Below are 15,433 nucleotides of genomic sequence, written 5' to 3'. Positions count from 1 at the left end.
TACCACCGCGAGCTGGAGCACATGGCGTCGCGGATCGACAACTTCAGCCTGCACCTGATCTGCGAAAAACACGGGCTGGGCGAGCCTTGGGCGGGTTATCGCGGTTACTTGAACCACAAGATGCTGGAATTGATGGTGCCGGACTTCCTTGAGCGCGAAGTGTTCTGCTGCGGCCCTACGCCGTACATGAGCGCAGTGAAACGCCTGCTGGAGGCCGCCGGCTTCGACATGACGCGCTATCACGAGGAGTCCTTCGGCGCCACGCCGCCGGAAGCCCGCGCCGATGCGGTGGAGCAAGCCGAGCAAGCAGCGGACGCGCCAGAGATCGACCTGGCAGACCTGCATCAAGTGGAATTCATCGCCTCCGGCAAAAGCATCCGCGTGGCACCGGGCGAAACCGTGCACGCAGCCGCGGCCAAGCTTGGCCTGCTGATCCCTAAAGCGTGCGGCATGGGTATTTGTGGAACATGCAAGGTGATGAAACTGGGCGGGGAGGTCGAGATGGACCACAACGGCGGGATCACCGAGGAAGACGAAGCCGAAGGCTACATCCTGTCGTGCTGCAGCGTGCCGAAGGGCGACGTGCGCATCGAGTTCTAATAGGGCGGGACGCGGAGCGCCCCTGGAGGCATTCCCACGCAGAACGTGGGAACGAGCTGGTTGAGTGTCCCCGATCGTTCCCACGCTCCGCGTGGGAATGCAGCCCGTGAAGCTCCGCGTCACAAAGTGCCCAGTATTCAAGCCATGCACATAGGGCGGGACGCGGAGCGTCCCTGGAGGCATTCCCACGCAGAGCGTGGGAACGAGCTGGTTGAGTGTCCCCGATCGTTCCCACGCTCCGCGTGGGAATGCAGCCCGTGACGCTCCGCGTCACAAAGTGCCCAGTATTCAAGCCATGCGCATAGAGCGGGACGCGGAGCGCCCCAGGAGGCATTCTCACGCAGAGAGGGGCGGCGGGCACTAGTGCCACTGTTGAATTTCGATGAGCCCTTCCTGCCCTGCGTAATTGCGCGCACTGGAATACCGCCAGTGTTCGGCTAGGTCCACATATCCTCGTTTCACCGGGTTGTGGTGAATGTAATCAAGTTTCTGGTGCATCACCCCCTCGCTGTACACCAACTCAGCGTGTGCGCCTTCCTGCCAAAGTTGATAAGCCCGGTCTACCTTGTGCGCCCGTTTGCTGAACCGCAGGCGTTGTAATAAACGCTCTGCGCCTCGGCGCTGCAAATCATCAATGATGGTACGGGCGGTAAAGGATTTGAATTGGCTCACGCATTTGCCAAGGTCGGGAGCCTGAGCGACGAAGTGCAAGTGGTTTTCGAGAACGACGTAGCCGAAGAGATTCAGGGCATGGTGGTTTTGTTGATATCGCCAGCAGTCCAAAAGATGACCAACGATGTAGTCACGGGTGAACAGCGGTAGCCACTCCATGACGGTGCAGGTGAGGAAGTGCGGCTTTTCGGGTTCGGTGATGACGTAGCGGCTTCTGCCCATGGATTCGTCCTTGAATCTGGGTGCGGCTTGGACGCAGAGCGTCCGGGGATGCATTCCCACGCATAGCGTGGGAACGATCATGTACATTCAGTTAATCGCGCCCGCGCGAGCGTGGGAGCGATCGGGTCAGCTTGGTTAGCGTGCGTATATCTGTATGGCGAACTGCTCACCTGATGCTGTCAGTTCAAAGGTTTTTTCGGTGATGACCAGGGTTCTTGAAGGCTCCCTGATGGTGTCACCGACTTTCGCCAGTTTCCTGAACTCATCCCAGCTCACAAACGTGGTGCTGAGACTGCCTTCCTGCAACGCTTTAGTGTTGTAGCATTGAACTTCCATGGTCTAACCCTCTGCTGGATTTCCGTTTCCGACCGATTATTCGGCAGGCAGTTGTGCCCGAAAGGTGGCCGCTGCAGCGGCGTTTTCCTTTCGGGTTCCAAGAGGCTAGACGATGAAAGTGGACTGTGATGCTGTCGGAAATACCAAATAACAGTCTCGGCAATGCGCCAGTATTCGTGAGGCTTAAGCGTTCATCACTTCCCTAATGTCTGCGGCTAATTCTCTTACGCGTTCTTCTTCGGTATCCCACGCACACATGAACCGTGCGCCACCTTTGCCAATGAATGTGTAGAAGCGCCAGCCCTTGGCCGTCAGCGCTGCGATGGCCGGTTCCGAGAGTTGCAGGAACACGCCGTTGGCCTGTACCGGGAACATCAGTTCCACGCCGGGAATGTCCGCCACCAGGCTGCTGAGCAATTGTGCGCATTGGTTGGCGTGGCGGGCGTGTTTGAGCCAGGCATCGTTTTCCAGCAGGCCCACCCATGGGGCGGAGAGGAAGCGCATTTTCGAGGCCAACTGGCCGGCCTGTTTGCAGCGGTAATCGAAGTCTTCAGCCAGTTTGTGGTTGAAGAACAGGATGGCTTCGCCTACTGCCATGCCGTTTTTGGTGCCGCCGAAACACAGTACATCCACACCGGCTTTCCAGGTCAGGTCGGCCGGCGAGCAGCCCAGGAACGCGCAGGCGTTGGAGAAGCGCGCGCCGTCCATGTGCAGGTTCAGGCCCAGCTCTTTGCAGGTGACGCTGATGGCGCGGATTTCTTCCGGGGTATACACGCTGCCCACTTCCGTGGCTTGGGTGAGGGTGACCACGCGCGGTTTGGGGTAGTGGATGTCCTGGCGCTTGAGGGCGATCTCGCGGATCGATTCGGGCGTCAGCTTGCCGTTTTCGGTGCGGGCGGTGAGCAGCTTGGAGCCGTTGGAGAAGAACTCCGGCGCACCGCATTCGTCGGTTTCGACGTGGGCGGTTTCCGAGCAAATCACGCTATGGTAGCTCTGGCACAGCGAAGACAGCGCCAGGGAGTTGGCCGCGGTGCCGTTGAAGGCGAAGAACACTTCACAGTCGGTTTCGAACAAATTGCGGAAACCGTCGGCGGCACGGTGGGTCCACTCATCGTCGCCGTAGGCGCGTTGATGGCCCTGGTTGGCTTGTTCCATGGCGGCCCAGGCTTCCGGGCAGATGCCGGAATAGTTGTCGCTGGCGAATTGTTGGCTATTGTCGGTCATGGCCCATTCCTGTGGTCGATGTTGGTGCGCACTGTAACCAAGATTGTCGCGGGTGCGCACGCACTGTAAATGCAAAGTCACTGGGGAATTATGCACGGTACACACACGTTGGCTGTCGGACGCGTCCGCGATGGCGCACTGGATCTGCTCAAGTGGCTGGCGCTGCTGAGCATGGTGCTCGACCACTTGCGTTATGTCGGTTTGAGCCTGGACGGCCTGTACGTGCCGGGGCGCCTGGCGTTTCCGTGGTTTTGCCTGGCGATTGCAGCCAATTTGCACCGGGTCGCCAATGCTCCCGTCACCGGCCAGTGGCGCTACCTGGGCTGGCTGTTGCTGTTCAGTGTGATCAGTGAAGTGCCCTACCGAATGTTTATCGAGGATGCCGATACATTGAACGTCTTGCCGACGTTGGCGCTGGGGTTGCTGGTTGCCCGAGGATGGCAGCAGAAGGTGCTTTTTGATCGAGGATTGGCGCTGATTGCCCTAGTCATCGCGGCGCTGTTTTCTGCCCAGCTGATGTTCGGGTTTTTCGGTGTGTTACTGCCGCTGGCGATGCTGCTGGTGTTTAACCGGCCATGGTATTTCAGCGTGTTGCCGGGTTTGGTCTGCGTGGCCGCCAATCAATGGCAGGTTCTGCTCAATAGCGGCACGCCTGTGGCGCTGATGGGGTTGGCCGCTTGCCTGATTGCGCCCTTGGCGGGTTTGGTCTTGTTGCGACACGGCAAAAACGTCTCGCCACCGGCGATGCGCCGCTGGGCTTACGCGCTGTATCCGTTACATTTTTTACTTTTGTTGGGGGTTCGAAAGGCCATTGGCTGACATCGACTCGAGCCAACAAGGTGGGAACGGATGAGCCGCATAGAAATCGCGCATTTTTTGTACGTCGCGCTCGAACCAATCTCGCAGCCACTGGCAATATTGAAGTGAAATAGCCTGCCTGTGCGTTGGGTTGAGGCTTTCGTCGGCAATACATTGCGCAGCCATCATTCCTGACATCAGCGCCTTGAGTACGCCATGAGAGGCGCCCGGGTCCAACCTGCTGGCTGCGTCTCCGATGATGAAATAGCCGTTACCCGCTGCCTGATCACAGATTGACCAAGTGACATCTGCCCCCCGGATCGTTCCTTCACACGGTAAGTGTTCAAAACAGGCCGGAACAGCCGCCATCTTCGGTGATTTATCTTGCATAAAGCGCAGTCTCGTCCAGTGATAAAGCTGCTGGCCGATATGAGCGGTCCAATACCAGCCCGATGGGTCTGCGAAGATGCCGAGCGTATTTTCCTGGACTGTTCCTCGCTTATAGCCATACACGGCGGTCAGCGGGGGCGAGCAGCGACGCGATGTCAGCCTTAATTGGCGTGCAAGCCAGCCGTGAGCGCCACTGGCATCAATAAGGTGCCTGCAAAACAGTTTCCCGGCCTGGGTCTGGAGGCCCACCACTCGATCTTTTATCTGCAACACGGTCTTTGCCTGGCAGGGTTGCAGGACGTGGACACCTGACGCGGCTGCTCGATCCAGCAGCAACCCGTCCAGCATTGCTCGGGGAATCTGAAACCCCCGCCAAGGTCCGTTTTGGTCTTGCCCGAAAGGCACAAAGTGTCGTTCAGTGTCCCACCTCACCCAAGTACCCGCAGGCCGGACGAAGGCGTCGCCGCGGATTTTTTCAGCCACACCCAGTTGCTGAAGCAGAGGCTCTAAGCCGGGGTGCAGGGTTTCACCCGGGCGGTGGCGCGGAAAAGACAGGCGCTCAATCAGTGCCACTTTCAAGCCCTGTTGAGCGCAGCAAATGGCCGCCGAGCAACCCGCCGGGCCGGCACCTATTATGATCACGTCATAGCGGCCTGCGCTGTCGGGCGTTGCCATGCTGAATGTGTCGATAAACCAATTTCCAGGTGTGGTGCTCAATGACAGTTTGACGCGCCGGAAAGCATCGATTCGCCGTTGATATTCCTGCGAGTCGACTTTGCCTGTGAGTGCCAATGAGAACTTCCCGTTCAGCGCGTTCTCTGTGTAGTCGGTATAGAAGTAAGTTTCGTACGCTCTATGGGGCGCGTAATTGGCGACGTATTTTTTCGGAGCGGGTACGCCATCCCACGGGAAACCGGCACTTTTGCCGATCTCCTGATCCAGCATTGGTTTTACGGTCGGACCCGCCCCGACGTTTGGTGGATAGGCTTGTGCTGAGTCTGATGCAACTGCAGGCCAGAATGAACTCAACGCTGCGCAGAGCTTGGCATCCTCGGGGAATGGGCTGCCCAGCCTGTACGCTGCCAGGTGCGCCACGCTGCCCAATTCGGGGTCAGTCGTCACAAGGCCAACATCCCAGCCTGGCGCGAATATCCCTGCGCTCGCATCGGGGAAGGCACCACGCGCACCGTGCAGGTGTAACGCTTTGCGTCAGCGGCGTGGCCAGGTTGGGCGAAGAGTCGAGCGCCATGCCCGCGTTCCTCAACGGTGTAGGGCGTTCAATCTGTTCGACTGAACAGTGAAAGCGTCGAATACATGAGCTGGCGCTGTTTGAGTGGCAAGCGTAGCCAAGTTTTCAGGCGTGTGAGGCTTAAAGTGTCAGGTTTCTGTTTCTAAATCTTCAGGCGGCCCGAGCCATCTGCGTGTTTTATCGCCCACCCGCGAAGCCATGTCGTAAACGCACCTTTGCGTGGCGTGCGTAGGCATTTGACCTCGCTGCGCCAGCCCTACCATCGCATCAAAGGGCCCTGCGAGGGCCTCAACAATACGAAAGGCTGGGAGAGACGCGATGTTCAGCAAAAAAGACCAGATCCAAGGGTATGACGACGCATTGCTGGCGGCGATGAATGCCGAGGAGCAGCGTCAGGAAGACCATATCGAGCTGATCGCGTCAGAGAACTACACCAGCAAACGCGTCATGGAAGCCCAGGGCAGCGGCCTGACCAACAAATACGCCGAAGGCTACCCAGGCAAGCGCTACTACGGCGGCTGCGAGCATGTGGACAAGGTTGAAGCCCTGGCCATCGAGCGCGCCAAACAACTGTTCGGCGCTGATTACGCCAACGTGCAGCCACACTCCGGTTCGTCCGCCAACAGCGCGGTGTACCTGGCGCTGATCAATGCCGGTGACACCATCCTGGGCATGAGCCTGGCCCACGGCGGCCACTTGACCCACGGCGCCAAAGTGTCGTCCTCGGGCAAGCTGTACAACGCCGTGCAGTACGGCATCAACACCGATACCGGTTTGATCGACTACGACGAAGTTGAGCGCCTGGCCGTCGAATGCCAGCCGAAAATGATCGTGGCCGGTTTCTCCGCTTACTCCAAGACCCTCGATTTTCCGCGCTTCCGTCAGATCGCCGACAAGGTTGGCGCACTGCTGTTCGTCGATATGGCCCACGTCGCCGGCCTGGTTGCCGCGGGCCTGTACCCGAACCCGCTGCCTTACGCCGATGTGGTCACCACCACCACCCACAAAACCCTGCGCGGCCCACGTGGCGGTTTGATCCTGGCCAAGGCCAACGAAGCCATCGAGAAGAAACTCAACGCTGCCGTGTTCCCCGGCGCCCAGGGCGGCCCGCTGATGCACGTTATCGCCGGCAAGGCCGTGTGCTTCAAGGAAGCGCTGGAGCCCGGTTTCAAGGCTTACCAACAACAGGTGATCGACAACGCCCAGGCCATGGCAGACGTGTTTATCAAGCGCGGCTACGACGTGGTGTCCGGCGGCACCGATAACCACCTGTTCCTGGTCAGCCTGATCCGCCAGGGCCTTACCGGCAAAGACGCGGACGCTGCCCTCGGCCGCGCCCACATCACCGTCAACAAGAACGCCGTGCCGAATGACCCGCAGTCGCCGTTCGTGACCTCGGGCCTGCGCATCGGCACCCCGGCGGTGACCACGCGGGGTTTCAAGGTGCCGCAATGCATCGAGCTGGCCGGCTGGATCTGCGACATCCTCGACAACCTCGGCGACGCCGATGTCGAGGCCAACGTGGCCAAGCACGTGTCTGCCCTGTGCGCTGATTTCCCGGTTTATCGCTGAGCGCGGTTTTGGAGTAATGACTATGCAACGCTACTCGGGCTTCGGCCTCTTCAAGCACTCACTCAGCCACCACGAAAACTGGCAGAAGATGTGGCGCACGCCCACACCGAAAAAGGTCTACGACGTGGTTATCGTCGGCGGCGGCGGGCATGGTCTGGCGACGGCTTACTATTTGGCCAAAGAGCACGGCATCACCAACGTGGCCGTGGTCGAGAAAGGCTGGCTGGGCGGCGGTAACACCGCGCGCAACACCACCATCGTGCGTTCCAACTACCTGTGGGACGAGTCGGCGCACCTGTACGAACACGCGATGAAACTGTGGGAAGGCCTGTCCCAGGACCTGAACTACAACGTGATGTTCTCCCAGCGTGGCGTCTACAACCTGTGCCACACCCTGCAAGACATCCGTGACTCCGAACGCCGCGTGAGCGCCAACCGCCTCAACGGCGTGGACGGCGAGTTGCTCAACGCCAAACAAGTGGCCGACGAGATCCCGTACCTCGACTGCTCAAAAAACACCCGCTACCCGGTACTCGGCGCCACCGTGCAACGGCGCGGCGGCGTAGCCCGCCACGATGCCGTGGCCTGGGGCTTCGCGCGCGCCGCTGACGCACTCGGCGTGGACCTGATCCAGCAGACCGAAGTGATCGGCTTTCGCAAGGAAAACGGCGTGTGCATCGGCGTCGAAACCAACAAGGGTTTTATTGGCGCCAAGCGCGTGGGTGTGGTCACTGCCGGTAACTCCGGGCACATGGCCTCGCTCGCCGGCTTCCGCCTGCCGATCGAATCCCACCCGCTGCAAGCGCTGGTGTCCGAGCCGATCAAGCCGATTATCGACAGCGTGATCATGTCCAACGCCGTGCACGGTTACATCAGCCAGTCCGACAAGGGCGACCTGGTGATCGGCGCAGGTATCGACGGCTACAACGGCTACGGCCAGCGTGGTTCTTACCCGGTAATCGAACACACCATCCAGGCCATCGTCGAGATGTTCCCGGTGCTGTCGCGGGTGCGCATGAACCGCCAGTGGGGCGGCATCGTCGACACCACGCCGGACGCCTGCCCGATCATCTCCAAAACCCCGGTGCCGAACATGTTCTTCAACTGCGGCTGGGGCACCGGCGGTTTTAAAGCCACTCCAGGCTCAGGCAACGTGTTTGCCGCCAGCCTCGCCAAGGGTGAAATGCACCCATTGGCAGCGCCATTCTCCATCGACCGTTTCCACAACGGTGCGTTGATCGACGAACACGGCGCTGCGGCCGTCGCCCACTAACAGGAGAAATTCCCTATGTTGCATATCTTCTGTCCTCACTGTGGCGAACTGCGCTCCGAAGAGGAATTCCACGCGTCCGGCCAAGCGCACATCCCGCGCCCGCTGGACCCGAACGCCTGCACCGATGAAGAGTGGGGCGACTACATGTTCTTCCGTGACAACCCACGCGGGCTGCATCACGAGCTGTGGATCCATGCCGCCGGTTGCCGTCAGTACTTCAACGCCACCCGCGACACCCTGACCTACGAAATTCTTGAAACCTACAAGATCGGCACCAAGCCGCAATTCACCGCCAAGGCTGCTGGAGAGAAGGTATGAGCCAGATCAATCGCCTGTCCAACGGTGGCCGCATCGACCGCAACAAAGCCCTGACGTTTACCTTCAACGGCCAGAGCTACAAGGGCTTTGAGGGCGATACCCTGGCCGCAGCCCTGCTGGCCAACGGCGTCGACATCATCGGCCGCAGCTTCAAGTACTCGCGCCCGCGCGGCATCTTTGCAGCGGGCGCCGAAGAACCGAACGCGGTGCTGCAGATCGGCGCCACCGAAGCCACCCAGATTCCCAACGTGCGCGCCACGCAACAGGCGCTGTACCAAGGTTTGGTCGCCACCAGCACCAACGGCTGGCCGAACGTTAACAATGACGTGATGGGCATTCTTGGCAAAGTCGGCGGCAAGCTGATGCCGCCGGGTTTCTACTACAAAACCTTCATGTACCCGCAATCGTTCTGGATGACTTACGAGAAGTACATTCGTAAGGCTGCGGGCCTTGGCCGCTCGCCGACCGAGAATGACCCGGACACCTACGACAACTTCAACCGTCATTGCGACGTGCTGATTGTGGGTGCCGGCCCTGCTGGCCTGGCCGCGGCATTGGCCGCTGCGCGCAGCGGTGCCCGCGTGATTATTGCTGACGAACAGGAAGAATTCGGCGGCTCCTTGCTGGACTCACGTGAAAGCCTCGACGGCAAGCCGGCGGCCGAATGGGTTGCCAGCGTGATCGCGGAACTCAAAGCCCTGCCGGACGTGGTGTTGCTGCCGCGTGCCACCGTCAATGGCTACCACGACCACAACTTCCTGACCATTCACGAACGCCTCACCGACCACCTCGGTGACCGTGCGCCGATTGGCCAGGTGCGTCAGCGCATCCACCGTGTGCGTGCCAAGCGCGTGGTGCTGGCGACCGGTGCGTGCGAGCGTCCGTTGGTGTATGGCAACAACGACGTGCCGGGCAATATGCTCGCCGGTGCAGTCTCTACCTACGTGCGCCGCTACGGTGTGGCACCGGGCAAAAAACTGGTGCTGTCGACCAACAACGACCACGCCTACCGCGTCGCGCTGGACTGGCTTGATGCGGGCCTGCAAGTGGTCGCCGTGGCTGATGTGCGTCACAACCCACGCGGCGCCCTGGTGGAAGAAGCCCGCGCCAAAGGAATTCGCATCCTCACCGGCAGCGCCGTGATCGAAGCCCGTGGCAGCAAGCACGTGACCGCTGCACGCGTGGCGGCGATTGACGTCAAAGCACACAAAGTCACCAGCCCCGGCGAGTGGCTGGACTGCGACCTGGTGGCCAGTTCCGGCGGCTACAGCCCAGTGGTTCACCTGGCTTCGCACCTGGGCGGCAAGCCGACCTGGCGTGAAGACATCCTCGGTTTTGTGCCAGGCGAAGCCCCGCAAAAACGTGTGTGCGTCGGCGGTATCAATGGCGTCTACGGCCTCGGCGATTCCCTGGCCGATGGTTTTGAAGGCGGCGTGCGCGCAGCCAGCGAAGCCGGGTTTGCACCGGTGGAAGGCACGCTGCCAAAAGCCTTGAGCCGTCTGGAAGAGCCAACCCTGGGCATTTACCAGGTGCCCCATGACAAGCCGACCGCACGGGCGCCGAAGCAATTTGTCGACCTGCAAAACGACGTCACCGCTGCCGCCATTGAGCTGGCGACCCGCGAAGGGTTCGAGTCGGTCGAGCACGTCAAGCGCTACACCGCGCTGGGCTTCGGCACCGATCAGGGCAAGCTCGGCAACGTCAACGGCCTGGCCATTGCGGCCCGCTCGCTGAACGTGACCATCCCGCAGATGGGCACCACGATGTTCCGCCCCAACTACACGCCGGTGACCTTCGGCGCCGTGGCGGGCCGTCACTGTGGGCACATTTTTGAGCCGGTGCGCTACACCGCGCTGCAAGCCTGGCACGTTAAAAACGGCGCCGAGTTTGAAGATGTCGGCCAATGGAAACGCCCTTGGTACTTCCCGCGTAACGGTGAAGACCTGCACGCCGCCGTGAAGCGCGAATGCCTGGCGGTACGCGACAGCGTCGGCCTGCTGGATGCGTCCACCCTCGGCAAGATCGATATTCAAGGCCCGGATGCCCGCGAGTTCCTCAACCGCATCTACAGCAACGCCTGGACCAAGCTCGACGTGGGCAAGGCCCGCTACGGCCTGATGTGCAAGGAAGACGGCATGGTCTTCGACGACGGCGTCACCGCCTGTCTCGCCGACAACCACTTCCTGATGACCACCACCACCGGCGGCGCGGCACGCGTACTCCAGTGGCTGGAAATCTACCAGCAGACCGAGTGGCCAGACCTCAAGGTGTACTTCACCTCGGTCACCGACCACTGGGCGACCATGACCTTGTCCGGCCCCAACAGCCGCAAACTGCTGGCCGAAGTCACCGACATCGACCTGGATAAGGACGGTTTCCCGTTCATGACCTGGAAGGAAGGCCTGGTTGGCGGCGTACCGGCGCGGGTGTTCCGTATCTCGTTTACCGGCGAGCTGTCGTACGAAGTCAACGTGCAGGCCGACTACGCCATGGGCGTGCTCGAACAGATCGTTGCGGCCGGCAAGAAGTACAACCTGACGCCTTACGGCACCGAGACCATGCACGTACTGCGCGCCGAGAAGGGTTTCATCATCGTCGGGCAAGACACCGACGGCTCGATGACCCCGGACGACCTGAACATGGGCTGGTGCGTAGGCCGTACCAAACCGTTCTCGTGGATCGGCTGGCGCGGGATGAACCGTGAAGACTGCGTGCGTGAAGAACGTAAGCAGTTGGTGGGCTTGAAGCCGATTGACCCGAATGTATGGCTGCCGGAAGGCGCGCAGTTGGTGTTCGACCCTAAACAGTCGATCCCGATGAAGATGGTCGGCCATGTGACCTCAAGCTATGCGCACAACTCGCTGGGTTATTCATTTGCGATGGCGGTGGTCAAGGGCGGCTTGAAGCGTATGGGTGAGCGAGTGTTCTCACCGCAGGCGGATGGCAGCGTGATCGAGGCAGAGATTGTGTCCTCGGTGTTCTTCGACCCGAAAGGCGAGCGGCAGAACATCTGATAGACCGAGTCGCCTGCATCGCAGGCAAGCCAGCTCCCACATTTGGAATGCGTTCCCCTGTGGGAGCCGGGCTTGCCCGCGATGAGGCCAGAGCAGTCACCACAGAATTCAGAACAGGTGCTTTATGACAGCAGCCAATGTTTACCAACAACGCCCCACCACCGGCGCCAAGGCCGAGTCGTCGCTGCACCATGCCGACCTCGCCAGCCTGGTCGGCAAGGGCCGCAAGAACGCCGGCGTGACCGTGCGTGAAAAGAAACTCCTCGGCCACCTGACGATTCGTGGCGATGGCCATGACGCCGCGTTCGCCGCCGGTGTGCACAAAGCCCTCGGCATCGAACTGCCTGGTGCCTTGCAAGTGATCGTCAAAGGTGAAACCAGCCTGCAATGGCTCGGCCCGGATGAGTGGCTGTTGATCGTGCCAAGCGGTGAAGAGTTTGCCGCCGAACAAAACCTGCGCGCTGCCCTCGGTGAGCTGCATATCCAGATCGTCAACGTCAGCGGCGGCCAGCAGATCCTCGAACTCAGCGGCCCGAACGTGCGCGACGTACTGATGAAGTCCACCAGCTACGACGTGCACCCTAATAACTTCCCGGTGGGCAAGGCGGTGGGCACGGTGTTCGCCAAGTCGCAGCTGGTGATCCGCCACACGGCTGAAGACACCTGGGAGCTGCTGATTCGTCGCAGCTTTTCGGATTACTGGTGGTTGTGGCTGCAGGATGCGTCCGCCGAATTTGGCCTGAATGTCGTTGCATAACGATCGTTCCCACGCTCTGCGTGGGAATGCATCCCGGGACGCTCCGCGTCCCAAGAGCGGACGCAGAGCGTCCATGGCGGCATTCCCACGCAGAGCGTGGGAACGATCAAGGAGTCACGCACAATGAGCCGCGCACCCGACACATGGATTTTGACCGCCGACTGCCCCAGCGTGCTCGGCACGGTGGACGCGGTCACCCGCTACCTGTTTGAGCAGGGCTGCTACGTCACCGAGCACCATTCGTTCGATGACCGTCTCTCGGGCCGGTTTTTTATCCGCGTGGAATTTCGTCAACCTGAGGGTTTTGACGAGCAAGCCTTCCGCGATGGCTTGGCCACGCGCGGTGAAGCCTTTGGCATGATCTTCGAGCTGACGGCGCCGAACTACCGGCCAAAAGTGGTGATCATGGTGTCCAAGGCCGATCACTGCCTGAACGATTTGCTGTATCGCCAACGCATCGGCCAACTGTCGATGGACGTGGTCGCGGTGGTGTCCAACCACCCTGATTTAAAACCTTTGGCCGACTGGCACCAGATTCCCTACTACCATTTCCCCCTCGACCCCAACGACAAACCGTCCCAGGAGCGTCAGGTGTGGCAAGTGATTGAAGAGACCGGCGCCGAACTGGTGATTCTTGCGCGCTATATGCAAGTGCTGTCGCCGGAGCTGTGCCGCAAGCTCGATGGCAAGGCCATCAACATTCACCACTCGTTGCTGCCCGGTTTCAAAGGCGCCAAGCCGTATCACCAGGCCTACAACAAGGGCGTGAAACTGGTGGGCGCCACGGCGCATTACATCAACAACGATTTGGATGAAGGCCCGATCATCGCCCAGGGCGTGGAGGTGGTGGATCACAGCCACTATCCCGAGGACTTGATTGCCAAGGGGCGTGATATTGAAGGGCTGACGTTGGCGCGTGCAGTGGGGTATCACATTGAGCGGCGGGTGTTTTTGAACGCCAATCGAACTGTCGTTCTTTAGATTGCTATCGCGGGCAAGCCCGCTCCCATATTTGATGTGTGAATACTTTTGAATGTGGGAGCTGGCTTGCCTGCGATGAGGCCATCAGCACCAACACAAGGAAACAGCATCTGTACCCGAGCACTTAAACGCGCCGCCTGCCTGGGCGACGCGGTTCCATAAAAACAACAGCGAGGTGAAAGCATGTCTGGTAATCGTGGTGTCGTGTATCTCGGCAACGGCAAGGTCGAAGTACAGAAAATCGACTATCCCAAAATGCAGGACCCCCGTGGCAGGAAGATTGAGCACGGCGTCATCCTGCGCGTGGTCTCCACCAACATCTGCGGCTCCGACCAACACATGGTGCGCGGCCGCACCACTGCCCAGACCGGCCTGGTACTGGGGCATGAAATCACCGGCGAAGTGATCGAGAAGGGCAGCGACGTCGAGAACCTGAAGATCGGTGACCTGGTGTCGGTGCCATTCAACGTGGCGTGCGGCCGCTGCCGCTCGTGCAAAGAACAACACACCGGCGTGTGCCTCACCGTCAACCCGGCCCGTGCCGGTGGCGCCTACGGCTATGTCGACATGGGCGACTGGACCGGCGGCCAGGCCGAATACGTGCTGGTGCCGTATGCCGACTTCAACCTGCTGAAACTGCCGGACCGCGACAAGGCCATGGAGAAAATCCGTGACCTGACCTGCCTCTCCGACATCCTGCCGACCGGCTACCACGGCGCCGTCACTGCCGGCGTTGGCCCAGGCAGCACCGTCTACATCGCAGGCGCCGGCCCTGTTGGCCTGGCCGCTGCCGCCTCCGCCCGCCTGCTCGGCGCAGCGGTAGTGATCATCGGCGACGTCAACCCGATCCGCCTGGCCCACGCCAAGGCCCAGGGTTTTGAAATTGCCGACCTGTCCAAAGACACCCCACTGCACGAACAAATCGCTGCCTTGCTGGGCGAGCCGGAAGTGGACTGCGCGGTAGATGCCGTAGGCTTCGAAGCCCGTGGCCACGGCCATGAAGGCGCCAAGGCCGAAGCACCGGCCACCGTGCTCAACTCGCTGATGGGCGTGGTGCGTGTGGCGGGCAAAATCGGTATCCCTGGGCTGTACGTTACCGAAGATCCAGGTGCTGTTGATGCTGCCGCCAAAATGGGCAGCCTGAGCATTCGCTTTGGGCTGGGCTGGGCCAAATCCCACAGCTTCCACACCGGGCAAACGCCGGTGATGAAGTACAACCGCGCACTGATGCAGGCGATCATGTGGGATCGCATCAACATTGCGGAAATCGTCGGCGTGCAGGTGATCAGCCTGGATGACGCGCCACGTGGGTATGGCGAGTTTGATGCGGGCGTGCCGAAGAAGTTTGTGATTGATCCGCATAAGATGTTTAGCGCGGCGTAAGGCTTGGGGCAAATAAAAGGGCGACCTGTGGGTCGCCCTTTTTGCGTCTGGTGTTTAGGCCTGTAGGCGTCGGCTGATGACATCCAGCAGATCACAGCCATCACGCAACGGAATGGCGCAGAGCAGGGCGAAGTCCTGGAGGACGAGGTTGTCGGTGTTCAGGCCTTCGCGAAACGCCAGGTTTTCCATGACTTGGGTGACGGCGCGGATGCGGTAGACGGCGGCGTCGTGGAGCACGTCGAGCGGGACTTGGGTGTCGATGAGCAGGGAGGGCGTGGTGGCGTCGTGGCCGGTGAGCGGCATGTATCGGTTCATGTTTTAACCTTTATTTCAGAGAGTGAGGCTACCACTCACACGTCGCCAAACGAATGGGTGGCAGCTGTACGCAGGTTGGCGAACCGGTGAAATAAAGCAAAGGCCGGCAGACCCGAAGGTCTCCCGCGCACAGCCGCCATAAAGCAGCCTTACGCGTGCAAAAGCACCAGCAAAGGAGCAGGTGCTTTTGCATGCATTATTTCAATCGAGTCGCCAAACCCGTGTCGCCATATGGACGACCGCCGAACTATAAGCGCCATCCTCCGCCGGGAGCAAGTCGCTCGGCCAATGAAGCTCAAATGTGGGAGCTGGCTTGCCTGCGATGGCGG

At 60.5% G+C, this 15,433-nt stretch carries 14 protein-coding genes; 9 read left to right on the top strand and 5 right to left on the bottom strand.

Going from position 1 to position 15,433, the window contains the following annotated elements:
- Window positions 1-600, top strand: a 600-nt coding sequence (locus FEM54_RS07815) for a flavin reductase family protein (protein ID WP_138450303.1), incomplete at its 5' end; no start/stop codon positions are given.
- A gap of 360 nt (window positions 601-960) precedes the next feature.
- Here the strand turns inward: FEM54_RS07815 and FEM54_RS07810 are convergent.
- From FEM54_RS07810 to FEM54_RS07800, 3 genes are all read right to left on the bottom strand, one after another.
- Window positions 961-1,494 (bottom strand): REP-associated tyrosine transposase, encoded by a 534-nt coding sequence (locus FEM54_RS07810; RefSeq protein ID WP_026013773.1) that lies wholly within the window; start codon window positions 1,492-1,494, stop codon window positions 961-963.
- Between the two features lie 135 nt (window positions 1,495-1,629).
- Entirely contained in the window at window positions 1,630-1,830 is a 201-nt protein-coding gene (locus tag FEM54_RS07805; RefSeq protein ID WP_017137985.1) for a hypothetical protein, read from the bottom strand.
- 183 nt (window positions 1,831-2,013) lie between these two features.
- A complete protein-coding gene (locus tag FEM54_RS07800) occupies window positions 2,014-3,054 on the bottom strand; it encodes a threonine aldolase family protein (protein WP_017137986.1) in 1,041 nt (346 codons plus the stop codon).
- Between the two features lie 90 nt (window positions 3,055-3,144).
- Here FEM54_RS07800 and FEM54_RS07795 point away from each other — a divergent pair, with 90 nt between their 5' ends.
- Window positions 3,145-3,873, top strand: a complete 729-nt coding sequence (locus FEM54_RS07795; protein ID WP_017137987.1) for a TraX family protein — start codon at window positions 3,145-3,147, stop codon at window positions 3,871-3,873.
- On the opposite strand, the gene FEM54_RS07790 is transcribed toward FEM54_RS07795, so the two are convergent.
- Window positions 3,838-5,364, bottom strand: a complete 1,527-nt coding sequence (locus tag FEM54_RS07790; RefSeq protein ID WP_240792722.1) for an NAD(P)/FAD-dependent oxidoreductase — start codon at window positions 5,362-5,364, stop codon at window positions 3,838-3,840. The genes FEM54_RS07795 and FEM54_RS07790 overlap by 36 nt on opposite strands.
- 445 nt (window positions 5,365-5,809) lie before the next feature.
- Here FEM54_RS07790 and glyA point away from each other — a divergent pair, with 445 nt between their 5' ends.
- The 7 genes from glyA to fdhA all read left to right on the top strand — a co-directional run bounded on the left by glyA (window position 5,810) and on the right by fdhA (window position 14,789).
- Window positions 5,810-7,063 (top strand): serine hydroxymethyltransferase, encoded by a 1,254-nt coding sequence (gene glyA, locus FEM54_RS07785; protein ID WP_099550385.1) that lies wholly within the window; start codon window positions 5,810-5,812, stop codon window positions 7,061-7,063.
- Between the two features lie 22 nt (window positions 7,064-7,085).
- A complete protein-coding gene (locus tag FEM54_RS07780) occupies window positions 7,086-8,336 on the top strand; it encodes a sarcosine oxidase subunit beta (RefSeq protein WP_010207084.1) in 1,251 nt (416 codons plus the stop codon).
- Between the two features lie 15 nt (window positions 8,337-8,351).
- Complete coding sequence (locus FEM54_RS07775) at window positions 8,352-8,654, top strand: sarcosine oxidase subunit delta (protein ID WP_015886243.1); 303 nt, start codon at window positions 8,352-8,354, stop codon at window positions 8,652-8,654.
- On the top strand, window positions 8,651-11,668 hold the full coding sequence (locus tag FEM54_RS07770; RefSeq protein ID WP_017137990.1) for a sarcosine oxidase subunit alpha: 3,018 nt from the start codon (window positions 8,651-8,653) through the stop codon (window positions 11,666-11,668). Before FEM54_RS07775 ends, FEM54_RS07770 begins: the two co-directional genes overlap by 4 nt.
- 124 nt (window positions 11,669-11,792) lie before the next feature.
- Window positions 11,793-12,425 (top strand): sarcosine oxidase subunit gamma, encoded by a 633-nt coding sequence (locus tag FEM54_RS07765; protein ID WP_099550387.1) that lies wholly within the window; start codon window positions 11,793-11,795, stop codon window positions 12,423-12,425.
- A gap of 123 nt (window positions 12,426-12,548) precedes the next feature.
- Window positions 12,549-13,406 carry a formyltetrahydrofolate deformylase gene (gene purU / locus FEM54_RS07755; protein ID WP_056857793.1) on the top strand — a complete coding sequence of 286 codons (858 nt, stop codon included), beginning with the start codon at window positions 12,549-12,551 and terminating at the stop codon, window positions 13,404-13,406.
- A gap of 183 nt (window positions 13,407-13,589) precedes the next feature.
- Complete coding sequence (gene fdhA / locus FEM54_RS07750) at window positions 13,590-14,789, top strand: formaldehyde dehydrogenase, glutathione-independent (RefSeq protein WP_017137993.1); 1,200 nt, start codon at window positions 13,590-13,592, stop codon at window positions 14,787-14,789.
- A gap of 54 nt (window positions 14,790-14,843) precedes the next feature.
- Here fdhA and FEM54_RS07745 read toward each other — a convergent pair whose 3' ends face one another.
- The gene (locus tag FEM54_RS07745; RefSeq protein WP_017137997.1) at window positions 14,844-15,104 is read right to left on the bottom strand and encodes a hypothetical protein; all 261 of its coding nucleotides are present in this window, start codon (window positions 15,102-15,104) and stop codon (window positions 14,844-14,846) included.
- Window positions 15,105-15,433 lie beyond the last annotated feature (329 nt).

Source organism: Pseudomonas edaphica, assembly GCF_005863185.1.
GTDB lineage: Bacteria > Pseudomonadota > Gammaproteobacteria > Pseudomonadales > Pseudomonadaceae > Aquipseudomonas > Aquipseudomonas edaphica.
The sequence above is the reverse complement of the archived record's forward strand: the minus strand, read 5'-3'. Positions and strand labels throughout refer to the sequence as shown.